Source organism: Flavobacterium niveum (assembly GCF_055231775.1).
In genome coordinates, this window is record NZ_JBUYSX010000003.1 from 307,803 (window position 1) to 332,731 (window position 24,929).

The 24,929-nt window shown below is 42.5% G+C and carries 22 protein-coding genes and 1 pseudogene; 9 read left to right on the top strand and 14 right to left on the bottom strand.

Going from position 1 to position 24,929, the window contains the following annotated elements:
* The 3 genes from ACZIX4_RS09715 to ygiD all read left to right on the top strand — a co-directional run bounded on the left by ACZIX4_RS09715 (position 1) and on the right by ygiD (position 3,548).
* Positions 1 to 645, top strand: a complete 645-nt coding sequence (locus tag ACZIX4_RS09715; protein WP_463335437.1) for a GldM family protein — start codon at positions 1 to 3, stop codon at positions 643 to 645.
* Between the two features lie 119 nt (positions 646 to 764).
* Entirely contained in the window at positions 765 to 2,189 is a 1,425-nt protein-coding gene (locus ACZIX4_RS09720; RefSeq protein ID WP_463335438.1) for an L-serine ammonia-lyase, read from the top strand.
* Between the two features lie 525 nt (positions 2,190 to 2,714).
* Positions 2,715 to 3,548, top strand: a complete 834-nt coding sequence (gene ygiD / locus ACZIX4_RS09725) for a 4,5-DOPA-extradiol-dioxygenase (protein WP_463335439.1) — start codon at positions 2,715 to 2,717, stop codon at positions 3,546 to 3,548.
* 76 nt (positions 3,549 to 3,624) lie between these two features.
* Here the strand turns inward: ygiD and ACZIX4_RS09730 are convergent, their stop codons facing one another.
* The gene (locus tag ACZIX4_RS09730) at positions 3,625 to 4,839 is read right to left on the bottom strand and encodes a sterol desaturase family protein (protein WP_463335440.1); all 1,215 of its coding nucleotides are present in this window, start codon (positions 4,837 to 4,839) and stop codon (positions 3,625 to 3,627) included.
* 156 nt (positions 4,840 to 4,995) lie between these two features.
* On the opposite strand from ACZIX4_RS09730, the gene ACZIX4_RS09735 reads away from it, so the two are divergent.
* The 5 genes from ACZIX4_RS09735 to ACZIX4_RS09755 all read left to right on the top strand — a co-directional run bounded on the left by ACZIX4_RS09735 (position 4,996) and on the right by ACZIX4_RS09755 (position 9,137).
* A complete protein-coding gene (locus ACZIX4_RS09735; RefSeq protein WP_463335441.1) occupies positions 4,996 to 5,541 on the top strand; it encodes an RNA polymerase sigma factor in 546 nt (181 codons plus the stop codon).
* A gap of 20 nt (positions 5,542 to 5,561) precedes the next feature.
* Positions 5,562 to 5,828: a hypothetical protein gene (locus tag ACZIX4_RS09740; protein ID WP_463335442.1), complete on the top strand. Its 267-nt coding sequence runs from the start codon at positions 5,562 to 5,564 to the stop codon at positions 5,826 to 5,828.
* A gap of 11 nt (positions 5,829 to 5,839) precedes the next feature.
* Positions 5,840 to 6,316, top strand: a complete 477-nt coding sequence (locus ACZIX4_RS09745; RefSeq protein WP_463335443.1) for a hypothetical protein — start codon at positions 5,840 to 5,842, stop codon at positions 6,314 to 6,316.
* A 301-nt stretch (positions 6,317 to 6,617) separates the two neighbouring features.
* The gene (locus tag ACZIX4_RS09750) at positions 6,618 to 8,537 is read left to right on the top strand and encodes a DUF294 nucleotidyltransferase-like domain-containing protein (RefSeq protein ID WP_463335444.1); all 1,920 of its coding nucleotides are present in this window, start codon (positions 6,618 to 6,620) and stop codon (positions 8,535 to 8,537) included.
* Positions 8,538 to 8,543: 6 nt separating this feature from the next.
* The gene (locus ACZIX4_RS09755) at positions 8,544 to 9,137 is read left to right on the top strand and encodes a 3'-5' exonuclease (RefSeq protein WP_463335445.1); all 594 of its coding nucleotides are present in this window, start codon (positions 8,544 to 8,546) and stop codon (positions 9,135 to 9,137) included.
* A gap of 1 nt (position 9,138) precedes the next feature.
* Here the strand turns inward: ACZIX4_RS09755 and ACZIX4_RS09760 are convergent, their stop codons facing one another.
* The 10 genes and pseudogenes from ACZIX4_RS09760 to ACZIX4_RS09805 all read right to left on the bottom strand — a co-directional run bounded on the left by ACZIX4_RS09760 (position 9,139) and on the right by ACZIX4_RS09805 (position 20,908).
* Complete coding sequence (locus ACZIX4_RS09760) at positions 9,139 to 11,832, bottom strand: PAS domain S-box protein (RefSeq protein ID WP_463335446.1); 2,694 nt, start codon at positions 11,830 to 11,832, stop codon at positions 9,139 to 9,141.
* Positions 11,833 to 11,959: 127 nt separating this feature from the next.
* The gene (gene acs, locus ACZIX4_RS09765; RefSeq protein WP_463335447.1) at positions 11,960 to 13,870 is read right to left on the bottom strand and encodes an acetate--CoA ligase; all 1,911 of its coding nucleotides are present in this window, start codon (positions 13,868 to 13,870) and stop codon (positions 11,960 to 11,962) included.
* Between the two features lie 204 nt (positions 13,871 to 14,074).
* Entirely contained in the window at positions 14,075 to 14,701 is a 627-nt protein-coding gene (locus ACZIX4_RS09770; RefSeq protein ID WP_463335448.1) for a matrixin family metalloprotease, read from the bottom strand.
* Positions 14,702 to 14,707: 6 nt separating this feature from the next.
* Positions 14,708 to 15,745, bottom strand: coding sequence for an o-succinylbenzoate synthase (locus ACZIX4_RS09775; protein ID WP_463335449.1), 1,038 nt, complete (start codon positions 15,743 to 15,745; stop codon positions 14,708 to 14,710).
* A pseudogene (locus tag ACZIX4_RS09780) lies at positions 15,742 to 16,113 on the bottom strand (four helix bundle protein). The gene ACZIX4_RS09775 and the pseudogene ACZIX4_RS09780 overlap by 4 nt, the downstream one beginning before the upstream one ends.
* A gap of 18 nt (positions 16,114 to 16,131) precedes the next feature.
* Complete coding sequence (locus tag ACZIX4_RS09785; RefSeq protein WP_463335450.1) at positions 16,132 to 16,806, bottom strand: metal-dependent hydrolase; 675 nt, start codon at positions 16,804 to 16,806, stop codon at positions 16,132 to 16,134.
* Positions 16,807 to 16,877: 71 nt separating this feature from the next.
* Positions 16,878 to 17,783: a 1,4-dihydroxy-2-naphthoate octaprenyltransferase gene (gene menA / locus ACZIX4_RS09790; RefSeq protein WP_463335451.1), complete on the bottom strand. Its 906-nt coding sequence runs from the start codon at positions 17,781 to 17,783 to the stop codon at positions 16,878 to 16,880.
* A 78-nt stretch (positions 17,784 to 17,861) separates the two neighbouring features.
* Positions 17,862 to 19,370: a PH domain-containing protein gene (locus ACZIX4_RS09795; protein WP_463335452.1), complete on the bottom strand. Its 1,509-nt coding sequence runs from the start codon at positions 19,368 to 19,370 to the stop codon at positions 17,862 to 17,864.
* Positions 19,342 to 19,941, bottom strand: coding sequence for a PH domain-containing protein (locus ACZIX4_RS09800; protein ID WP_463335453.1), 600 nt, complete (start codon positions 19,939 to 19,941; stop codon positions 19,342 to 19,344). Before ACZIX4_RS09800 ends, ACZIX4_RS09795 begins: the two co-directional genes overlap by 29 nt.
* Positions 19,942 to 20,065: 124 nt before the next feature.
* A complete protein-coding gene (locus ACZIX4_RS09805) occupies positions 20,066 to 20,908 on the bottom strand; it encodes a 1,4-dihydroxy-2-naphthoyl-CoA synthase (RefSeq protein WP_411409727.1) in 843 nt (280 codons plus the stop codon).
* 206 nt (positions 20,909 to 21,114) lie between these two features.
* Here ACZIX4_RS09805 and ACZIX4_RS09810 point away from each other — a divergent pair, with 206 nt between their 5' ends.
* Positions 21,115 to 22,308 (top strand): serine hydrolase domain-containing protein, encoded by a 1,194-nt coding sequence (locus tag ACZIX4_RS09810; protein ID WP_463335454.1) that lies wholly within the window; start codon positions 21,115 to 21,117, stop codon positions 22,306 to 22,308.
* On the opposite strand, the gene ACZIX4_RS09815 is transcribed toward ACZIX4_RS09810, so the two are convergent.
* The 3 genes from ACZIX4_RS09815 to glyA form a co-directional block, all read right to left on the bottom strand.
* On the bottom strand, positions 22,309 to 22,755 hold the full coding sequence (locus ACZIX4_RS09815) for a DoxX family protein (RefSeq protein WP_463335455.1): 447 nt from the start codon (positions 22,753 to 22,755) through the stop codon (positions 22,309 to 22,311).
* A 74-nt stretch (positions 22,756 to 22,829) separates the two neighbouring features.
* Positions 22,830 to 23,405 carry a Crp/Fnr family transcriptional regulator gene (locus ACZIX4_RS09820; RefSeq protein WP_463335456.1) on the bottom strand — a complete coding sequence of 192 codons (576 nt, stop codon included), beginning with the start codon at positions 23,403 to 23,405 and terminating at the stop codon, positions 22,830 to 22,832.
* 178 nt (positions 23,406 to 23,583) lie between these two features.
* Entirely contained in the window at positions 23,584 to 24,858 is a 1,275-nt protein-coding gene (gene glyA / locus ACZIX4_RS09825) for a serine hydroxymethyltransferase (protein ID WP_411409723.1), read from the bottom strand.
* Positions 24,859 to 24,929: the final 71 nt, after the last annotated feature.

The window sequence follows — 24,929 nt, forward strand, 5'->3', positions numbered from 1 at the left end:
ATGAAACTTTTACTCTTTTTACTGTTTCCGATGATTGCCTTTGCGCAAAACGATAGCATAACAGATAAAAATATCTCCGTCATTTCTGCGGAGAAAATGAATGTTGTTTACCGTGGTATAGATAATCCCATTAAGATTGTGGTACCCGGTGCCGTAAGTTATGTGGTATCAGTATCATCGGGTGATATTCGTAAAAAAGGAGAAGAAATGTATATGCTAAACCCAGGCACAGGAAATGAGACAATTGTATCTATCGATGCGACTATGCAGGATGGAAGTATACTGCACGAAGAGAAAAGGTTTAGAATAAAACAAATTGGCCAACCATCAGGTATTTTAAAAGGTTATGAGCCAAGCGATACCGAAATTCCAATTAGTAAAGATGAGTTGATTAATAGTGTTGTTGGAATTACTATTTCAGATTTTATGTTTGAACTTGGAGAATATATTAAGGTGCGTAGTTTTACAATTTTTTACGGCAAAAAAAATGTTAGGGTTGATGGAGATAGAATGAATGCAGAAGCAGTTTTATTCATTAAAAAATTAAAAGAAAATAAGATAGTTATAATTGATGATATTCGTTGGGGAGATCCCACAACGTGTTATAGAAGAGTTCAGCCAATTGTTTTGAAAATAATTAAGTAAAATATTTCAATTTTACAAAATCAATAATTTTTGTTATCTATAACGGTGGTTTCATTAAAATAATTATTTTTGGGCGTGGTATTTCCTGATATTTATTTAAACATTTGCCACGTTTTGCTATGACCGAATGTATTTCAATTTTTGATATGCTAAAAATAGGCGTCGGCCCGTCAAGTTCCCATACACTGGGGCCGTGGCGTGGTGCCGAACGCTTTTTAAACGAACTCCGCTCTGAAGGTATTTTTGATGCTGTACACCGCGTAAAAGTAGATTTATACGGTTCGCTTTCCCTAACCGGGAAGGGCCATGCCACCGATCTTGCCGTGATGCTTGGCCTTAGTGGCGCCGACCCTGAGTATGTGCCTGTGGAAAGTATCTCGGGAACCATAGACAACATCAGTGTTAACCATAAGCTGAACCTTGGTGACAGCCGTGAAATTGGCTTTACAATTGCTGAAGACATTGTTTTTAACCGTGATTTTTTACCATTCCATGCCAATGGTTTTACCTTTACAGCCTACTACAACGACACAGAATATATTTCAACGTTCTATTCAATAGGAGGGGGCTTTGTAGTTAAGGAAGAGCGTGTTGTCGCAAAAGAAAAAGAAGAAATACGCAAATCATTCCCATATCCTATAGACAAAGCCGACCAACTTTTGGCCTATTGTAATACATTGGGCAAAAGCATATCGGGTGTGGTATATGAAAATGAAAAATCGATACGTACCGAGGAGGAAATACACCACGAACTGATGCGTGTGTGGAACACCATGCTGGAATGTATGTACACCGGTTGCCATACTGAAGGCATACTGCCGGGCGGGCTTAACGTGCGCCGCCGTGCATACGATATGCATTGCAACCTTATAGGTACGCTGCCGTATTCTTCACCACAGGAATGGCTACAGGTAATCCGCCAAACTGAGGTGAAATTTCGCCAGATATTAAAGTGGGTGAGTTGCTTTGCGCTTTCCGTTAATGAAGTCAACGCTGCATTAGGCCGTGTGGTTACTGCACCTACAAACGGCAGTGCAGGGGTAATACCCGCAGTGCTCATGTACTATTTGGTAATAGAAAATCACCAGGCCGACGAAAACCACATTAAGCAGTTTTTAATGGTGGCTGGCGAAATAGGAAGTATCTTTAAAAAAGGCGCTACCATAAGTGCGGCCATGGGTGGGTGCCAGGCAGAAATAGGTGTATCGAGCGCTATGGCAGCGGCAGCGCTTTGCGAAGTTATGGGCGGTTCACCCGAGCAATGCCTTATAGCAGCCGAAATAGCCATGGAGCATCACCTGGGCATGACCTGCGACCCTATAGGTGGATTGGTACAGGTACCGTGCATAGAGCGTAATACTATGGGGGCGATTAAGGCCATCAATGCGGCAGAGCTTGCCCTTGAAACCGACCCTAAGCATGCTAAAGTACCTTTAGACAAGGTAGTAGACACTATGTGGAAGACAGCACAGGACATGAATAATAAGTATAAAGAAACCAGCGAAGGCGGGCTTGCCGTTACGGTAAACAACGCAGACTGCTAAAAATAAAAACCATATACATTACAAATCCACGGTATTAACTCCCGTGGATTTTACGTTTTAAGATGTGAATTTAATAAATATTTAAATTTTAAATATTTGTAAATCAATGATTTATATTCAACAACTACAATTCACAACTACAAACCTGCCATTCACCGAAACTAAATCGGCCATTCGTCTAAAATACTCACCAAGGCTGTAAAACCGCCGTACATTTGTCATGTAATCCTGAAGCAAGTGAGAGCTTTTGAGATTCATGAGGTTAGAAATTTCATATTGGTTTGGTTTTTGAAAGTTAAAGCGCCCTGGGGTGAATGTTGATGAGTGAAAGCCCCGGGGCTTCTTAAACAAAACCGGTAAAGCACTAAGGTGCAACAAATAAAGGAAGTAAAGTTTTTTTCATAATTGGTTTTTGATTGGTTTTTAAAACGCTGTGGTACCCAAACCATGGCGTTTTATTTTTTATGCCAAATCACTAAGCCTGAGTAAATATTTACTACATTTGTATATACAAATATTATAATCATGTCGCTGCATAACTTTAAAAACTGGACAGACAACCTTAGACAGGATGATGTAAAAATGCCGGTGCTATTCATAGGCCACGGTTCGCCTATGAACGGTATTGAAGACAATGAGTTTAGCCAGACCTGGTCTCGCTTTGGTAAAGAAATACCGAAGCCGGCAGCAGTGTTAGTAGTTTCGGCACACTGGCTTACGTATGGCACGCATGTTACTGCTATGGAGCAGCCCCGTACCATACACGATTTTGGCGGGTTTCCACAGGCGTTGTTTGATGTGCAGTATCCCGCTCCCGGAAGCCCGGAGTTGGCAGAGGCAACATCAGGACTAATTACAACCACAAGGGTAGGGCTGGACCACCACGAATGGGGACTTGACCATGGTACCTGGACGGTAGTGCGCCACATGTACCCTGATGCCGATATACCTGTAGTACAGCTGAGCATCGATTATGCCAAACCGCCACAATATCATTATGACCTGGGTAAGCAGCTTGCCGCTTTGCGTAAAAAAGGTGTACTGATAATTGGCAGCGGTAATATGGTACACAACCTTCGTATGGTAGACTGGCAAAGGCTGAACGAACCAAACTACGGTTACGAGTGGGCCATAGAAATGAACAGCATTTTTAAAGAAAAAATAAGCAACCGCAGCCATGCCGAGCTTATTAAATATGAGTCACTAAGTAGTGCTGCAAAGTTGGCCATACCTTCGCCCGATCATTATTATCCGTTGCTGTATACCCTGGCTTTACAGGATAGCAAGGATGATATCGGCTTCTTTAATGACAAGCTGGTAGGCGGCTCACTGAACATGACCGGCGTAAAAATAGGGTAGTGGAACCCTCCTAAAACAAAAGTGCACAGCCATTACAACTGCGCACTTTTTCTATTAACGAACATTTGCGAAAAATCTATCTTGTCTGCAAAATATAGGCATTGTACCGCTTGCCCACCGAAAATACTTTTTCGGCAATAAAGAAAACAATAAGCGGTATAAAGGTATATTCCGGATATTCCTGCGTGTACAAAAAGTAAGTAGACAACATGAGCAATCTGCCGTATTCCAGGTAGTAAATCCACTTACGTTGTTCTAAAAGCGCCCCGCAGTTGATAAGGGTTATCAATACAAAACCGGTTGTAAACAGTTTGTCTTCAGCATGCAGTATATTAAAATAAAAAGTAAACCAGGTAAGCATGGCAACCGAAAGCAGTATCTGAAAAGCGAGGTAACCTTTAAAACGCAATTCTTTACGTTGAAGGCTGCGGTCTTGTAAAAAACGCTTTTCCAGTTCTGGGCGGATGTCCTGGTCCATATACGCCGGGCTGCCGAAAACAGCTTTCCATTTCAATTTAAAACCTTTAGCCCTGCGGAAACTTTCGGCAATTTCAAAATAATAGTGGAAGTGCTGCCATAAAAAGCTGTAACTGTTAAGCGGATGGGTGAGGCCGTACTTTGGTTGTTCTTCTTCCGCCATGAATGTACCGAACATTTTATCCCAAAAAACGAAAATATCTCCATAGTTTTTATCGAGGTATTTTTCATCACTGGCATGGTGCACACCGTGTAATGACGGGGTTATAAATACATATTCGAGCCATTTTATACGTCGAATGAGCTGTGTATGTGTAAAAAAGGAATATGCGCCGTGTATCAGCAGCATGGTAATAACCATAGCCGGATGGAAACCTATGAAAGGCAACAGGCACCAAAAAGCGGTACGTACTATGGCCTGAAGCGTCGTAATACGTGCGGCTGCCGTAAAGTTGAATTCTTCGCTTTGATGATGTACGATGTGTGCCGCCCAAAACAAGTTAACTTCGTGCCCCAGGCGATGGTACCAGTACCAAACAAAATCAGTTGCAAGTATCAATGCAACCCAAACCAACCAGTGATTCGGGATACTGAACAGTGCGTAATGCTCATATATATAATAGTATAGCCCGTAAAAAGTACCCGAAACAAACAGGTTGAGCAAACGCTCGGCGATACCGATGCTTACGTTGCTTATAGAGCTTTCATATCTAAATAATTCGGGCTTTTTTTGCCGCTGTGCCGCCTTGTATTCCATAAAAAGGAACAGGAAAAATGCAGGCATGGCAAAGGCCAGATAGTTATAATGTTCCATAGATGATGGTTATTGTGTATGGCAAAAATATAAAACTCTACTAAATTAGTAGACTATTTGAGTTAAAAAATATGAACAAAATGTTCAACCTAAAAAAATGTAAAACCTGCGAAGGAATAAATCAATAACTTCGTCTAAAGAGGAAACAAACAGCAAATGCAGCAACACTATTCGTTTAACCAGGTTTATTTTGAGTACCGTATCATGGTATTCAACCTGGCGTTGCATTATGTGCTGAATACTGAAGATGCTGAGGAAATTACACAGGATGTATTTGTGAAAGTGCACAATACTCTGGGCAGTTTCAAACAAAATTCGTCTGTAAAAACCTGGATATACCGCATAACGGTGAATGTATCGCTTGATTTTATAAAGCATAAAAACAGTAAAAAGAGGTTCTTTGTTTTTGGCAAAAAGAGCAGTTCGGAAAAGGAATACCTAAATACTGCCAGTTTTGAACATCCGGCTGCATTGCTTGAAAATAAAGAGAAAACAGCCATGCTTTTTCAGGTAATAAATACTTTGCCTGAGAACCAGAAAACAGCATTTTTATTATCGAAACTCGAAGGCCTGGGCAATGCTGAAGTAGCTGAAATTATGGGAATTAATATAGGCGCAGTAGAATCGTTACAGGTACGGGCTAAAAAAGCACTGAGGGAAAAGTTTGGGCAAAAATTTGAAGAATACCGCAGGAAAAATTAAATAAAACCGTCTAAATCAGTATGGAAAAGGAACAATGGATTGATGATGTTTTAAACAGTACAAACAACTTAAGGAAGCTACAGCCGGATGAAAATCTTTTGCAACGTATAAAAGACAAGGCCGTAGCCAATAGGGTTGATTATAAAACATTATGGCTTGTAGCGGCCTCTGTAATAGTATTGGTTTTGCTCAATTTGCGCGCTTTGGGCGCAGCTAATTCTGTACAGGAACCCGCAACTGAAACCCAGGCTGATAATCCTTTTTCTGCGAGTAATCAGTTATATTAAATTTCAAAAAGATGAAAAAAACAACATTACTTATAGTATCGCTTGTTGTGCTTATACTACTGAATTTGTTATTATTAGGAAGTATTTTCTTTGGCCCTGAACACGGTCCGCATACCGGTGAAGGCCCGGGTATGCAGAGACCACGGGAAATTATTATTAACGAGCTTCAGTTTGATGCTGCACAAATAAAACAGTACGATATTCTGATTGAAAAACACCGGGCTACAATTAACGGGCTTGATAAATCCATCAGGGACAAAAAAGAAAAACTGTATGGCTTATTAGCGGAAGATTTTACACAAAATGAGGAAGACAGTTTAGTCGCTGTAATTAATAATTACCAGCATGATATTGAAATCACACATTTTGAGCATTTTGCAGCAATTAAAAAAATCTGTAAACCAAACCAGTTGGAATCATTTAAAGTACTGGCTGTGGAATTTCCAAAACTTTTTGGGCCAAAACCACCACACGGGCCACGGCCATAATATTTGTATCTATTTTTAGTTGAGTTTGAATCCTGTATAATTATACAGGATTTTTTATTGATATACAGTTGAATAGAGATTTATATAATCATTTTATTGTAAAATAGAGCCACTAACCTGCCCTCAAAATACGCCGACCAATTCGACTTATAATTTATGTTATGTAAAATAGAATATTTAATTTTGAAACTATATACACCCTAAAGCTAACCTACTTTAACAAACTATTAGGCTAATTCCTGTAGGTATTGTTTTTAATGCTGTCTTAAAATATGTATTTTTAACCTTAAATATACTTTACATGACAAATCCGGTTGTGCAGAATGTTGCCGATTTTTTAAAGCATTATCCGCCGTTCAGTTATCTGGCTGCAGCTGAGCTGTATGCTGTTGCCGAAAGTTGCAGGCTCATATACCTTCAAAAAAACCAGGCGCTTTTTAAAGGCGGCGAACCTGTGCACACTGATTTTTATGTAGTTAAAGACGGCGCTGTTGGTGTTATGCTGACATCTGATGCCGAGGAAATGCTTATAGATAAATGTGATGAAGGCGATATTTTAGGCCTGCGCCCGTTCTTTGCCAAGAACGATTATCTAATGACAGCCAAGGCCCGTGACGAAGCCTGGGTATATGCGGTGCCAATTGCCGTATTTGAACCGTATATTTCTGCAAACCAAAAAGTTTTGGAATTTTTACTGGAAAGTTTTGCTTCGCAAACGCGCAACCCCCGTGAACGTGAACGCAGCGGCCGCCTGCTTTCTGAAAATACCATTTACAGCGACCAGGAAGTTGATATTCAGTATTTCCAGCCGATAAAATATACACGTAACCCGATTACAGCCAATCTGGATGATGTGCTGATGTACATTGCCCGCACTATGGCAAACAGCGCCGTGGGCAGTGTGATTATACAAAAAGACCAACTCCCTATAGGTATTATTACCGATAAAGACCTGCGTAGTAAAATTGCCACCGGCCACTTCCCTGTTACGGCCACTGCCGGCGAGGTTATGACCAGCCCGGTAATTACCGTGCCTGAAAATATTTCTGTAGCTGAAGCCCAGATGATTATGCTGAAACATGAAGTTGGCCACCTTTGCGTTACCCGCGACGGCACCGATAACAGCATAGTAACAGGTATTATTTCTGAACATGATGTGGTTGAGGCACAGGCCAATACTCCGGGCGTATTGCTTAAGCAAACACGCAGGGCTTCTAATAATAAGGAACTGAAGTACGTGCGCGAAAAGCTTACCGACCTGATACAGAATTCGATAGACAAAAACATACCTATTTCGCACATATCCAATATAGTAGCGGAAGTGAATATTGCACTGACACGCAGGGCTATAGAGCTTGCCGTGGAAAAAATTGGCAACCTCCCTCCTGTCCGTTTTGCGTGGGTAAATATGGGCAGTCAGGGCCGTAAGGAGCAACTGCTGCGTACCGATCAGGATAACGCGCTTGTTTTTGAAGACGTGGCTCCGGAGCAGCATGATACCGTAAAACGTTACTTTATAGAACTTGCCGAAATTGTAACCGAGTCGTTAAGTAAAGTCGGGTATGAGTTTTCGCCGTATAATATCATTGCACGCAACCCAAAATGGTGTAAATCATTGACCGACTGGATAAAACAGTATAATGATTGGATAAATACCCCTAAGGAAAAAGATATTGAAATCAGTACGCTTTTTTTTGATTTTGACTTTATATATGGCTTCCCCGCCATCGAAGATATATTAAAAGAAAGCATCAGCCAGGGCATTGTACGGAACAAAAAGTTCTTCGCGTTCCTTGCTTCTGATACGTTGAAAAATGCTTCTGCATTGGGCTTTTTCAGGCAGTTCCTGGTGGAAGCTGATGGCGAACACAAAGACTTGTTCGATATAAAAACCCGTGCTATAAAGCCGTTGGTAGATGCAGGACGATTGTTAGCTTTGAGCCAAGGGCTTATCGAGATTACCAATACTTACCAGCGTTTTATGAAGCTGGCAGAACTGGAACCGCAGCATGCCGACCTGTTTGAAGAATGTGCTGAAGCTTTTAATACCCTTCAACGTTTCCGTACCGAGGATGGATTACTGAACGATTCTAACGGTAAGTATATTAATATAAATGAACTTTCCAAGACGGATAAGGCCAAGCTTAAGAACAGCTTCCAGCCTATTGCCGATGTACAGGATATGATTAAGAACCGTTTTTCGCTAACTTACCTAAGCTGATAATTTATGGCATTTGAATGGCTTACAGGCAACAGCCCACAATTCTGGAAAAATTATGCGTCGCTTTTCGATAACGAAACACCACATAAAAAGAAGCGCTACGTGGTTTTCGATGTGGAAAGCACCGGATTGGACTGGAAAGAAGATACTATACTTTCTATAGGAGCACTTGGTATTGTAGATAACGGCATTGCCGTGGGTGACTTCCTGTATGTTACCCTTATCAACCCGAAGCAAAACAATACAGCTAACACTGTTTTAAAAACGGAAAGCGAACCTGTTGTGGAAGCTGAGGCTATGATACAGCTGCTTAATTTTATAGGTGATGCTACACTTGTGGGTAACAATATCAACCTTGATATCGAGATGATTAACCAGGCTCTAAAACGCCTTGACCTTGGACGTCTGAAAAATGAAGTAATGGATACCAGTGTGCTTTTTAAGCGTTGGAAAGGTATTAATGACGATGATGCTAAATTTACACTTGATGAACTTTGTGACGGACTCAAAATAGATAAAGCTGACCGAAACAGTTCATGGGGGAATGCGTATACTACGGCATTGATTTTCATTAAACTAAAATCAATACTGAAAATATAAGTTACAGGTTTTGGTGCTGCGGCAGGTAGATGGAAAATGTGGTACCGCTTCCCGGGGCAGACTGTATAGAAATACTGCCACTATGGTTATTTACAATACGGCGGCAAAGCGCAAGCCCTATTCCACTCCCCGAATATTCTGAACGGGAATGTAATCTTTTAAACACTTCAAAAATCTGCTTTTGGTATTGTTCCTCAATACCTATACCGTTGTCTGCAATGCATATTTTAAAGTAACTTACCTGCATAGGGGTTTTAATGTATAGTGCAGCTTCTTCAGGACTAACCGGTGTAGCCGAAATCCTTATTACCGGTGTTATACCCGGCGCTGTAAATTTAAGGGCATTACCCATCAGGTTGTATAATAACTGATTCATTTGCAACGGAACAGCATCAATTACCGGAAGTGTTTCTGTAATAACTGAAGCGCCTTTTTCTTCAATAAGCAATTCAAAATCATGGGTCACGGTTTGCACCATCTGGTTCAGGTCTACCGGTACAAAACGCGTATTAGGTTGTATAAGCCGCGAGAATTCCAGCAGGTCTTTTATAAGCAATGACATTCGTTGCGATGCTGCAATGATTTTGTCAATGGTTACTTCATTACGCTTATCGGCATCACGTTCTTTTAGCAGGTTGCTGAACATACTGATCTTCCGAAGCGGTTCCTGCAGGTCGTGGCTGGCTACATAGGCATATTGTTCCAACTCCTGATTGGTATTCAGCAGTTTTTGGTTAATTTCCTCCAGTTCATAATTGGCACGCTGCAGGGCTTCAGTACGTTCCTTTACCTGTGTTTCCAGTGCCAACTGTATTATTTTTGTCGAAGTTATATCCTGTGCGGTACCAGTAAGCAGGTATGGTATACCATTTTCATCGAAAAAAGTTTTACCTACTGCGTGCAGTATACGCTCATTGCCGTTAATGCGGTTAATTATGCTAAATTCTTCATTGAATGAGCCATCACCTTCCGGATCAATAGCCTTAAATACGGCCTGACGGATACGCTCCTGGTCAATTACATGCAGCTGGCTCAGGGAATCGTCAAGTACTTCGGGTTCGCCGTCGAGCCCCAGCCATTCCTTAAGCCGTGTCGAATAGGTAAAACGCTCTGCCACCGGGTCAAGGCTCCAGGTGCCAAGGTCGGCCAGTTCAATAGCGCCACGAAGAGAAGCATCCGATTCGCGGAGTGCCTCCTGTGCTTTTATGGTTTCGGTAACGTCTATAGCAATATCCAGCACTGCATAAATGTTACCATTAGCATCATATAGCGGCGAATAACTTACATTATAAAAGTTTTGCGTTAGCACGCCATTGCGCATTATGTTTACCTGCCGCCCGAAGTGATGGGTTTTAATACCTTTTGTATACACTTCCCGCATAAGGTTAACCGACTCCTGCCCTCTTATTTCGGGCATGCTTTCCAGCAATGGGCGGCCTATGAAGCCTTCCCTGTTGCGGCCCGTAAAGCGTAGAAACTCATCGTTGGCAATATCTGCTATCAAATCAGGCCCTTTAAATACCGCAACCGCTGCCGGGGCTGAATAGATTACCGATCTGAATTTTTCCTCGCTTGCTTCAATTTCTTTTAAAACCCTTATTTGCTCGGTAACGTCATTGGCTACTACCAATACTCCGAAAACTTCGTCTTTTTCATTTCGTAATGGCGAATAGGTAAAGTCGACATAAAAATTAGTTAGCACACTTTCATGTTCCAGCTTTACCAAAGCAGCATCACCTTTATAAATTTTACCTGAGGTAAAAACATCCATCAAAAGTTCGGTGAACCCCTGCCCTTCTATTTCGGGCAATCCTTCAATAAGCGGCAGCCCGATAACACTTTTGTCCTTGCCCCAAATTTTTAGCAAAGTATCGTTTGCCAACCCTATCCGCATTTCCTCACCCTTTAAAAAACCGATGGCCACGGGGCTTTGCTCTGTAACCTGTCTGAAAAGCGCTTCGCTTTCATATTGTTTCTTTTTGGTGAGTACACGTTCAGTAACATCTACCGCTATATTCATCACCCCGAATACCTCTCCCCTTTCGTTACGCACCGGTTTATAGGTATAGTCAAAGTAATAGGTGCCAAGTATGCCGTTTACAACAAGTTGTGCCGGAGCTTCAATTTCTTCGTGGGCAATACCGGTAGTGTATACTTTATCAAGTAAGCCAAGGAAGGGCTGGCTTACGAGCTCGGGCAGGGCTTCCGCCAGAGGTAATCCGAGGATACTTTTGCCTTTGCCCCAATAGCCAAGCATAACGTTATTGGCAATTTCAATTTTCATTTCAGGCCCTACATAAAGGCTGGTCGCTACCGAAGCCTGTTCTACCAGCGAACGGTAGAAATTATCTTTTTGCGGGGAATATTCTGTATGGTGGTATTTCTGTATTGTACCAAGATAAGCACCTGTTGTACTGTCATAGCTGCCTTTTACCAAAACGGTACCGTTTATGGTATCAGACAGGAATTCAACAGGCATGTGGTTTTGAAACAGGGCCTTTATCTCATCTTTCAGAGAAATTGAGCTACCAATAAATTGTTCAAAAGGGACTGCGTTTGAAGTTGCACCAAATAACGCTTTCGCAATGTCATTAAGGTTAACAACACTACCCTCAGCATCGTATTGCCACATACCTATCCCTGAAGCGGCCAAAAAAGACGCTGCATCCTGAGGAAAAACATGTGGTAGTTTCATTTGGTTAACGTTAGTGCTTCTAACAAATTTAATTATTTAAAGTAAATGATACCTGCCTAATTACCATATTAACTATAAAAAAGAAGCCACCGTATTCCGGTGGCTTCACTATTATTTTTTGTACCGGTTATTTGATACGTCCTTCTTTAATTTCTTCTACCACTTCAGGATTTAGCAGTGTGGTAGTATCGCCAAAGTTAGAGAAATCACCCTCGGCAATTTTACGAAGTATACGCCTCATAATCTTACCCGAACGCGTTTTCGGCAGTCCGTTTACAAATTGTATTTTATCCAGCTTGGCTATCGGGCCTATGTGGCTCGATATGTGTTCGTTAATCTCTTTTATAAGGTTGTCCTGGTTACGCCATGCACCGGCTTCTTTCAGTGTGATGAAACCGTAAAGCGCATTACCCTTCACATCGTGCGGGAAGCCTACAATGGCAGACTCCGCTACAGATGGGTGTTCGTTAATGGCATCTTCTATAGGTGCAGTACCCAGATTGTGGCCTGATACGATGATAACATCATCTACACGGCCGGTAATACGGTAGTAACCCACTTCATCTCGAAGGGCGCCGTCTCCGGTAAAATATTTACCCGGGAACGTAGAGAAATACGTGTCCTTAAAGCGCTTATGGTCACCCCAAATGGTGCGTGCCATACCCGGCCACGGGAATTTTATACACAGGCTGCCGGCAACCTGGTTTTCTTCAATTTCATTACGCTTTTCATCCATTAGTACAGGTTGTACACCTGGTAATGGTAGTGTGGCATACGTAGGCTTGGTAGGTGTTACAAACGGTATAGGCGAAATCATGATACCACCGGTTTCGGTTTGCCACCAGGTATCTACAACAGGGCTTTTCTTTTTGCCCACGTGGTCATTGTACCAGTGCCAAGCTTCCTCATTTATAGGCTCCCCTACCGACCCGATTACTTTAAGCGAAGACAGGTTGTACCCGTCTACCCACTTCCAGTCTTCTTTGGCAAGCGAACGGATGGCTGTAGGCGCAGTGTAAAACTGTGTTACTTTATGCTTGTCTATAATTTCCCAGAAACGCCCGAAATCAGGGAATGAAGGTATTCCTTCAAAAATTACGGTTGTAGCGCCGTTAAGCAGCGGGCCGTATACTATGTACGAGTGCCCTGTAATCCAGCCGATATCGGCAGTACACCAGTACACATCGTTTTCTTCGTAAGCAAAAATATTCTTAAACGTATATGCAGAATATACCATGTAGCCTGCAGTAGTATGCAGCATACCTTTCGGCTTGCCTGTAGAACCCGAAGTATACAATATAAACAATGGGTCTTCGGCATCCATAATTTCTGCAACGCTGTTGGCTTCTTCTGCATCAAGCAGCGGCTGCAGCCACAGGTCGCGGCCTTCCACCACATTTATGGCAGCATTTGTCCTTTTTACCAAAAGCACTTTCTCTACCGTAGGGCAGGTTTTCAGGGCTTCATCTACAATACCTTTAATATCTATTGTTTTACTACCACGGTAAGCACCGTCTGAAGTAATAACCATTTTACATTCGCAGTCATTAATACGTGCTGCAAGTGCCGCTTCAGAAAAACCTGCAAAAACCACCGTATGCACCGCACCGATACGGGCACAGGCCAAAAGGCTTATAGCAAGCTCAGGTATCATGGGCAGGTAAATACATACCCTGTCCCCTTTTTTTATACCTTGGCTGCGCAGCGCGTTAGACATTTTGGCTACACGGTCATACAACTCATTATACGTAATGTGCTGGGCTTCTTCGTTAGGGTCATTTGGTTCAAAAAGTATGGCCGTTTTATTGCCCCTTTTGGCGAGGTGGCGGTCGATACAGTTTTTAGTAATGTTAACTTTCGCATTGATAAACCACTTTACATCAGCTTCCTGCATGTCAAATTCCACTACCTTATCCCATTTTTGGTACCAGGTAAAATTTTCATCAGCTATGCGGTCCCAAAATTTGCGGGGTTCGCGTATGGATTTATTATAGTGCTTGAAATATTGTTCGAGGTTGTCTACTTTATAATAGCTCATTGCGTTCGTTTAGTTTTATTTATTCCTACGTAAATATATTAAGGTTTTGCAATACTTCGGGCATGTTTACGCAAAAAAATGCCCTTTAAATTATTTGTTTGCAAAAAATACATACGGCTTTTGCCAAATATTTCCGAAGTTATGAAAATACTGGGATTGGCTGTCCTGCACTGTCCCGAAACAGGGTGTAGTTTTGGCACATTTCTATTTCAAAACCTTTGCCTTGCAATTGTCGCACAGGTATGGATTGGCATTGTCTATGGTCTTTATTTTTTCGGCAGCGCTGGTCATTACACATTTTTTATTCGGACAATGCGGCAGCCCGAAGTTGTGCCCCAACTCATGCAATGCTACTTTCTTAAGCCGTGTAAAATGCAGTTGTTTATCAGCTGTTTTCAACCGAAAAGTAGAAACCACGCAACTCTTACCGGGACGATACCCGAGGCCCATAATGCCAAAATCATTATATTTCCAAACGGGTTCTTTTATCTTTCCGTTTTCGTAGCGGGGTGCAGAAATGTCTTTGTGGGTAAGGCCAATGATATAATCAATGCTGTCCGGTTTTTGCCGAAGCTGTATGCGGATAAGGCTGTCGGCCCTGTAGCGTGGTGACTTAATATTAATAAATGCCGTTTCAGGCAGTGGCTTTTCATTAAGCACACACACAGAAACACCGTAATATTTTTCTATATCCGCCTTTACGGAATCAACCTTTTCTTTCGGGAAGCCTTTGTAGGGCAAAATACCTACCACAGTAGTATTGCTTACCGTTTCCCTGCCCGAGCAGGAAACCAGCAATAAAACTGAAAGTATTATCAGCAGGCTCCGCATAGGTGGTTAAAATATAGTTACATCCCAGGGTAATGAAGTATCGTAATGTAGTTCACCGTGCTGTACAACCAGCGGGCTGTCGAAATTATTAGTATATAATGCACCGGTACCCAGTCCCTGTGGCATAGGATTGCCTTTGGTAAAGGTGTATTGTGCAATAGCATTCAGCCCGATATTGCTTTCCAATGCAGAAGTAATCCACCAGCCGATAGTGTATTTTTCAGCCAGGGCTATCCACTCATCACAGCCATGGATACCTCCCACAAGGCTTGGTTTCAGTATAATGTATTGCGGCTTTATTTTTTGCAATAATGTTTCTTTATCTGCGTAATCAAATACACCGATTAGTTCTTCGTCCAGCGCTATGGATAAAGGAGTTACACTGCAAAGTCCGGCCATTGTATCTGCCTGGTGCTGGCGTATGGGCTGTTCTATACTGTGGAGGCTGTACTGAGCCAAACGGTTTAGTTTTTCCAATGCATCTTCCGTACTGAAAGCACCATTTGCATCTACGCGTATTTCAATCTGCTCCGGGGTAAAATTAGAACGGATGAATTCCAGCAAGCTTAACTCACGCTCAAAATCAATGGCACCTATTTTCAGTTTTATACAACTGAATCCCTGTGCCAGTTTGTCCTCAATCTGCTCCTTCATATAAGCTTCATCGCCCATCCATACAAGCCCGTTGATAGGGATGTTCTCCTCCCCTTTTGTAAATGCCGACGGGAACAATATATAAGGATTATCAGCCATAAGCGAACGGAAGGCCGTTTCCAACCCAAACTGTATCGACGGGTATTCCTTTAACACCTTCCAAAGCTGCGCCTCACCCAAATGGATGTTTTCACAGACCCATTGCAACTTTTCTTCGTAATCGGGGCGGTCGTCTATACTCAGCCCGCGTAGTATACCGCACTCCCCTATCCCTTTTTTACCGTTATCTTCAAGGATAATAAGCCACGTTTCCTTGGTGGTCATCACTCCCCTCGATGTACCACTCGGGCGCTTGAAATTTAGTACGTATTTTTGATACGAAGCGGTCATGAATTATTAATTAAGAATTTCAAATTACGAATTGTCTTCTGGATACTGCCAATAATTCTCAGCAGCTCTTCTGCATCTTCAAGCAGGCTTTCACTTTGCTCGCCCGATAGATAATTTGTATCTCTTAAGAGTTTTATCCAATATTGACTTTCACGGGCTTCCTTGTAAGAGATTTACAATTTAGCTAAAAAATCTTTTCTGCTTTGCGCACCTATAGCTTCCTCTATGTTAGCTCCTATTGAAGCTCCTGAGCGTAATAACTGTTTTGAAAGAACATATTCTTTATGTTGTTCACATAAAAATTTATAGGCATTTACTACTCTTATAGCAAAAGCATAGCTCTTATCGCGAACAGGATTCTCCTTCATCAATTCGTAATTATTAATTTATAATTCTATAGAATCGCCTATTTCAAGAAGCGTAAGTTTCTTTCCTTTATCTTCAAAAAGCTTTGTAGTAGCTTCATGATCAATTTTGATGTAGCCGAAAGTATCATAATGATAACCAAGCACATTATCGCATTCTACAAAATCAGAAGCGATTACCGCGTCTTCGGCATCCATAGTAAAGTTTGAACCTAAAGGCAATATAGCAAGATCCAGCTTGGTGCGCAGCGGTATCAGCTTCATATCAAATGTAAGCGCAGTATCACCGGCTATGTAGATATTTTTATCGGCTTCAATCACAAAACCACCCTGGTTACCACCGTAGGTACCATCAGGGAACTGGCTTGAGTGGATGGCATTTACATACTTCACCTTACCAAAGTCGAACTGCCAGCTGCCGCCGTGGTTCATCGGGTGTACATTAAAGCCTTTTTTGCCATAGTAAGTTGCTATTTCAGCATTCGAAACTATGGTAGCGCCGGTGTTTTGGGCTATGGCCTCAACATCCAGCACGTGGTCGCCGTGGGCGTGGGTAAGCAGTATATAGTCAGCTTTAAGCGTATTGATGTCTATGTGTGCAGCCAGTTCGTTAGCCGTAATGTATGGGTCTACAATAATGTGTTTTCCGTTTGTTTCTATGCCAAGGGAGGCATGTCCGTAGAAAGTAATTTTCATTGTTATGTGGATTTGTTAATCTGTCTATTTGTTTATTTGTCTGGGCTTACATTTAAAATTTAAAATAAATTTTATAGTTGCATTGCCACGCACAGCAGTACCGAAAGTAAAAATGTGCTTAGGGCAACTTTCTTCAGTTCAGGGTCCAGGTCGCGGGGTTCGGTATTTTTTACTACGGTTTTCACATGCAGCAACAACGGGATGTATGCAATAAGGAAAATGTACTGCACCGGCTTAAAGTGGTTCAGTATTGCGAAAGCCAGGGTTAATGCTAATGCTGTAATTATTACCGCATAGTGGTATATTTTGGCCACTTTCGGGCCCATTTTTACTACGATGGTGTTTTTTCCGCTCATGGCATCACTTACCTGGTCGCGCATGTTGTTAAGGTTCAGTACCGCTACACTCAGCAGGCCAACCGAAACAGCAGGTAGTATCACCAACGGGTTCATGGCTTTGGTATACAAAAAGTAACAGCCGATAACGCTTACCAGCCCGAAGAATATGAATACGAATACATCGCCAAGCCCCCTGTAACCGTAAGCGCCACTGCCTACCGTATACTTGATGGCTGCTGCAATGGCTGCCAGCCCCAACAGGAAAAAGAATACCGAGTACCCGAAATTCTCTTTACCGAACGATACATATATCAATACTACAGCTGCAATCAGCGTAAGCACAGAAGTGATGATGATACCCTTTTTCATATCAGCTACCGTGATGGAACCTTTTTGTATGGCGCGCTGCGGCCCTATACGGTGCTCGTTGTCAGTCCCTTTAACGCCGTCACCATAATCGTTGGCAAAGTTTGAAAGTATCTGTAAACCAAGGGTAGTAACCAATGAAAGTGCCAGTATTCCCCAATTGATGTAACCCAACTGGTTCATGGCGTAAAAACTCCCTACCAGTATCCCCGATACCGATAGCGGCAGTGTCCTTAATCGTGCGGCTTCAAACCACGCTTTTGCATTAGACATTTCTTTAATTATTTTGAATTATAAATTTTAAATGATGCTTCACGAATCAACAAATAGACAAATCAACACATCCACCAACTACATCCACTCCTTCTCCGTGGTCTCCACCTGGTACAGCCAGTAATTGGCAAGGCGGTTCAGTTGTGTAAAATTGGCCAGGCCAAAGCTGATATGCCCACCCGCTGTATATAGTTTTATGACACCCACATCGCTCCACTTTTGCCAGAAGAACTGTTGCAGTTTAACGCCCTGTATTTTGTGTGGCATCAGTATATCATTGTCCACATCCCAGGCGCCACGTTTACGGATGATGAAATCAGGCGAAATAAACAGCCTGCTGTTCGTGAATGCAAAGTAAATAAGTATACCAACAAACAGCACATAAAATGGTGCAAAAATTAAGGCTTCACCTGCTTCAGGCATCAGTTGGGTATACCCATAAAATAATGCTACCGGAATCAGTATGAACTTAAATACCTCAAATATCACCTTACGTATATTCGGCCTTACTTCAAAGCCTCTTTCCGGCATCTTTTCCAGCAGGAACAGTAGCAGCGCGTCTTTCTCGGCATCGTTCACACCGGGTATTTCCATCTGCATCTTGCTGCGGTCGCTGCTTTTTTCAAGGTCGGATGCCTGCTTAATCTTCAGGTCGTTAATATTGAATTTCTTCTGGAAAAAGTTGCGCCCCACCGTTACTATCTGCACCTTTTCTGGCCTGATGATGGTGTTTCGCGTATTGATCAGCCCGTGCGAAAGCAACAGCGCATTGTCCTCTTTGGTCACCTTAAAATCATAGAAACGCAGTATGGTGCGCCCCAGGTTCACTAAAAGCGTCATGAACAGTATTACCACTATAATCGCTGCTATAGAGCGGATTAAAAATGCGGTATTAAAGTATTCATCAAGGAAACTGTCGTCAGTATTGCTGAACCTCAGGAAATCATCAAGATGCTGCCAGGTAGAAATAAAAAACGCCAGCAATATACCAAAACTACGGATGTAATTACTGGTAATACCCGTCTTTAAAAGGCTGGCAAAGCTTATAGTGATGAATGGCTTGTGCTTCTTCTCAAATACTTCCTGTGTACCGGTATCGTCGTCTTCGACAGGAGCATCGAGCAACAACCTTTCCTTAAGCAACAAAGCATAACGCTCTGTCATGGCCTTAATCGTGACTTCCGTTTTAGAGCTGCCTGCGGTATCAACCTGAAGGGCATGCACTTTCAGTATTTTTTGGAGCAGGTTTTGCGTAATATTTACCTGCTGTATCTTATTAAGCGGGATGGCTATACGGGTCTTACTGAAAATACCTTTTCGTACCACCAGCTCCCTATTGGGTTCGTCTATGAAAAAGGTGAAGTTACGGTACTTTAAATAACCCGACACCAGCGCACCGACCAGTATTATCAAGCCCAAAATAACATAATAATACTTGTTCTTACCCTGGAATAACGACACCACTACCAACGGGAACAACGCCCTGATACTGCTTTGCAGCGTATCGGCCGACATAATGAGTATACCTATAAGCGATTGCCGCTGGGGCCTGCTAAAGTCATACTTCATCGGCAGGGGTATTTTCATTGTTTATATCATGGGTAGCAGCAGTATATAGGTCATCCTGTGCTGCTTTCTGCATATCTTTTTCTATTTTACCTACCAAAAGCTGCTTCACGGCTGCCGCGTGTACTTTTTCAAGCCCGGGTATACGGATATCGCTCCCTGCACCGCCTGCTGTAAAAATTTCTATAGACGAAAGCCCGAGCATGCGCGATACCACACCTTCATGTTCAGCAACGTGCTGTACCCTTGTATACGGGATAATGGTTGTGGTAGTGCTTATGGCACCGCTACGGTAAATTACATCATGCTCACGGAAAGCAAAGCCCTTAATACGGAAGTTGATTACCTGTACAATGATGTTGGTAACCAATACCAAAGCATACCCCAGCATAATATAAAGCCAGTACGCTTGTAGCTCTTCTATAAAATAAAAGGCTACCCCCGCCCCTATAGCTATGATACCGTAAGCCACAGCAATATTAACCCACACCACCTTCAGGTATTGTGGGTGCACAGGTGTTAGCTCAGCATCCTGGTATTGCGGAAGCTGTAGGGTATCTATGGTTTCGTTACTAAAATTTTGCAAGTTCATTGTTTAGTTGATAGTTGTTGGTTGTCAGTTGATAGAAACTTCACTCGAAGCTATACAGATGAAGGCTTAATCATGAAATCACCTGAGTAAGGCCAACAACCAGCAACTGACAACCAATAACTAATTATGGTATCCACTTAATATTACGGAAGTTAGGCTTCCTCTTTTCAAGGAATGCATCACGTCCTTCTTTGGCCTCTTCGGTCATGTACGTAAGGCGGGTAGCCTCACCGGCAAATACCTGCTGGCCCACCATACCGTCGTCAGTAAGGTTAAAGGCAAACTTCAGCATTTTTATAGATGTAGGCGATTTATCCAGTATTTCCTGTGCCCACTGGTAAGCAGTATCTTCAAGCTCGGCATGAGGGATAACAGCATTCACCATACCCATTTCGTAAGCCTCCTGTGCGCTGTAATTACGGCCAAGGAAGAAAATTTCGCGGGCACGCTTCTGCCCTACCATTTTGGCAAGGTACGCCGAACCATAGCCACCGTCGAAACTGGTAACATCGGCATCGGTCTGTTTAAATATAGCGTGTTCTTTACTGGCCAGGGTAAGGTCGCACACCACGTGCAGGCTGTGGCCTCCGCCTACTGCCCAACCCGGTACTACGGCAATAACCACCTTTGGCATAAAACGGATAAGGCGCTGCACTTCCAGTATGTTCAGCCTGTGGTAGCCGTCTTCGCCTACATAACCCTGATGGCCGCGTGCCTTCTGGTCGCCGCCGCTGCAAAATGAATATATACCGTCCTTGCTTGAAGGGCCTTCTGCCGACAGCAGTATTACACCTATAGAAGTGTCTTCCTGCGCATCGTAAAATGCATCATAAAGTTCTGAAGTGGTTTTGGGGCGGAAAGCATTGCGTACATCGGGCCTGTTAAAGGCTATACGGGCTACGCCGTTAAATTTTTTATAGGTTATATCTTCGTATTCCCTTACGGTCTGCCAGTTAATTTTATCCATTGGTCTTTAAAATTTACCCGTAAAATTAGGCATTTTTTATTTTGCCGTGGCAATAAAAAAATATCATAAAGTAAAGCAACTGCCATTCAAAAAGTTATAGCATTTTACACAATAAAATGTGTTTTTTAAATGTTAAAGGCTTCTTTACAAATTGCAAAAAAATATATTGATTCTATATATTTGCGGTTCGACCCCTGGCACGAAACATGAAAATTTTAAGATACACACCCTATATATTACTCGGCTTACTGATGTCCTGCAAACAGGAAAGCAAGCCACTGGCAGAAAATACAGACGATAACAAGCCCGATACGGTGTTGCATATAACCCCGCCGTCTGTTAAATTCAGGAAACTGAGCAATGCCTATAAAAACGACAAGCATTTTGCGGCACAGCAATACTATAATAAGATTTGGCCAAAGAACGACCTTAGCGGCGGTATACTGATAGCCAAGAACGGACAAATATTGTTTGAAAAATACGGCGGCTATGCCAACATCCGTGACAAGCGTTCCATAAACGAAGATACCCCGCTGCACCTGGCTTCGGTAAGTAAGGTACTAACGGCGGCCGTGGTACTGAAGCTTATTGACTTGGGTAAACTCGACCTTGATGCTAAAGTAAACAGCATACTACCGGAATTCCCGTATGAGGAAATCACCATAAAAATGCTGCTGAACCACCGTAGCGGATTGCCTAACTACGCTTATTTTGCCGACGACCGTGCAATATGGGACCGCCACATGATGAACAACCAGGATGTACTGAACCTGCTGGCAGAGCATAAATTTGCCCTTTACTTTAAACCCGATAAAAAATTCGGTTACTGTAATACAAACTATGTAGTCCTGGCACTGGTTATAGAAAAGATTACCCACAAAAATTACCGTGATGTAATGCGCGAAGTAATCTTTGAACCACTGGGTATGAAGCACAGCTATGTGTTCGATTATGAGCGTGACAAGGACAGCGCATCATTTTCATACAAAGGCAACGGTGTACTGTATGGGTATGATTTCCTGGATAATGTATATGGGGACAAAAATATCTACTCTACCCCGCGCGACATGCTGAAATTTGACATGGCTACCTATTCTAAAAAATTCCTGAACCCTAAATTACTTAAGCAGGTTTTCCAGGGATACAGCTACGAGCATAAAGGCGAGCGTAATTATGGCCTTGGCATACGAATGCATGAATGGGAAAGCGGCGAAAAGCTGTTTTACCACAACGGCTGGTGGCATGGCAATACTACAAGCTACGTTACCCTGAAAAAAGATACCGTAACCATGATAGCGCTGAGCAACCGTTTTTCGTACAAGCCATACAAAATATGGAAGCTGTCTACGCAATTCGGTAAATATCCTATCAAGCCCGATAAGGAAGACACTGCGGAATAACTACAGGCAAAAGATATACACCCAAAACAACAGTACAAACTGCATGGGTATCCTGAAGAATAAATACGACGGGCCGGGACCTTCATGGTTGGCCTGTTCGTAGTTTACGGTTTTAAAGGCAGCGTTAATATTAGCCGGAAATATTACTATTAAAAACATGAGTAGTGCCAGTGCGGCATAGTAGCGTGTGGCATCTGCCATAATTAATATAGCAAATGCAATCTCTATGGCGCCGGTAAGCACAACCAAAAGTTTTTTCTGCGGGATAAAATCAGGTATCATCAGCGCCATGCCATCGGTAAATTTAAAGTGGCCTATTGCTGTAAAAACAAGCATAATACTAAGGGCAATCCTTCCACTGAAGGTTACATTAAAATCGCCGGTGGCAATATAAAAAGCTGAAACAGATACGGCAAATACCGTAAAAAGTAAAAAGAACGGTTTCATTTTCAAGGGATATTGGGGGTCGGCACAAATATGCAGCAATATTTTCCTCCCTGAAAGTGATAAATGTTAGCTTTTTACATATAACTTTTACGTATACGGCTCAGGCTTTCGGGTTGTATACCCAAGTAGGATGACAGGTGCTTTACCGAAATTTTCTTAACCAGTTCCGGCCTTTGTTGCAATAGTTTAGAATAACGTTCCTCAGCAGTAAGCGCTAACAGGTCCATCTCTTTTTTAAGCCTTTTTGTATATTGCATTTCGGCGATAATCCTGCCAAAGTTGGCCGCCTTTACCATTGTAAGGTAATTGGAACGGATAATGTCAAACGGGAAAATTATCACCTCTGTATCGGTAAGTACTTCAACTGTAATAATACTTGGCTCACCGGTAATAATAGAGTAATAGCCTGTTACAAATTCGTCTTCAAAATGGAACTCAATAGTATATTCTTTTTCATTCCGCATAAAAAAATTACGGCTGATGCCCGAAACCAAAAAATAGATACTGTCTTCGATTTCGCCTTCTTTAACCAGTTGGGTGCCTTTTTTAATTTTTTTGATTTCCAGCATAGGCTCTAAAAGGTGCCATGCCTCTTCATCAAGCGGAAAATAACTCTCTATAGCTTTTTTAAGCTGTTGTAGTTTTTGCATAATTGTGGTTGGTAGGTAAGAAAGGGGCTGTCTCAAGAGTTCCATTTCGACCGCAGCGTAGCGGAGTGGAGAAATCTCAAAAATGTTGATTAAAGAGATTTCTCCTATCGTCGAAATGGAACACTCGCCAGTAATCACTACTTTTGAGACAACACCCCATTATTAATTTTACTGAAATTTAGAATACGAAGATAGGCCTTTCGCTCATCATTTCGTTTACAGAATCGGCTACTTCTTCCAGCACTTCTTCATTAGTGTGGTTAGTGATTACCTTATCTATAAGGGCAACTATAGTTTCCATATCGGCTTCTACAAGGCCACGGGTTGTAATGGCAGCAGTACCTACACGGATACCTGAAGTAATGAATGGCGACTTGTCATCAAACGGAACCATGTTTTTGTTCACGGTGATTTCGGCCTTTACAAGCGCGTTTTCAGCCTCTTTACCGGTAATGTTCTTATTACGAAGGTCGATAAGCATCATGTGGTTATCAGTACCGCCGCTGATGATGTCATAACCAAGCTTCACAAAAGCATCTGCCATAACTTTGGCATTCTTTTGTACCTGCATGGCATAACGGAAAAACTCATCAGAAAGGGCTTCACCAAAAGCAACAGCCTTGGCAGCAATAATGTGCTCCAACGGCCCGCCCTGGTTACCCGGGAATACAGCAAGGTCTAACAATGCAGACATCATACGCACCTCCCCTTTCGGGGTTTTGTGGCCCCATGGGTTTTCAAAATCCTTGCCCATAAGGATCATACCACCACGTGGCCCGCGAAGGGTTTTGTGTGTAGTAGTAGTTACTATATGGCAATGAGGGATTGGGTCGTTCATAAGCCCTTTGGCGATAAGGCCGGCAGGGTGAGAAATATCAGCAAGAAGGATAGCGCCTACGCTGTCAGCAATTTCCCTGAAACGGGCAAAGTCCATATCGCGGCTGTATGCAGAAGCACCGGCAATGATGATTTGCGGTTTTTCGGCAGTAGCTATTTCCTGTATTTTATCGTAGTTAAGACGTCCTGTTTCTTTTTCAACACCGTAAAAAGCAGTCTGGTACAAACGTCCTGAAAAGTTTACAGGGCTGCCGTGTGTAAGGTGCCCACCGTGAGAAAGGTCGAAACCAAGGATTTTATCACCCGGCTTAAGGCATGCATGGAACACAGAGGCATTGGCCTGAGATCCGCTGTGCGGCTGCACGTTAGCATACTCAGCACCAAACAAGGCTTTAGCCCTGTCTATGGCTATCTGCTCTATAACGTCTACCACCTCGCAGCCACCGTAGTAGCGCTTGCCCGGATAGCCTTCGGCATATTTATTTGTAAGTACAGAACCGGCTGCTTCCATCACCTGTTCGCTTACAAAGTTCTCAGAAGCAATAAGTTCTAAGCCATGTATTTGCCTGTCCTGTTCTTCAAGGATTAAATCGAAAATTTGTTCGTCGCGTTGCATTGTATAATTTTTCGTTAATTTGTTGTCAAAAGTACAAAAAACGTTTGGTTTAAAATCAGACAAAGGTATAT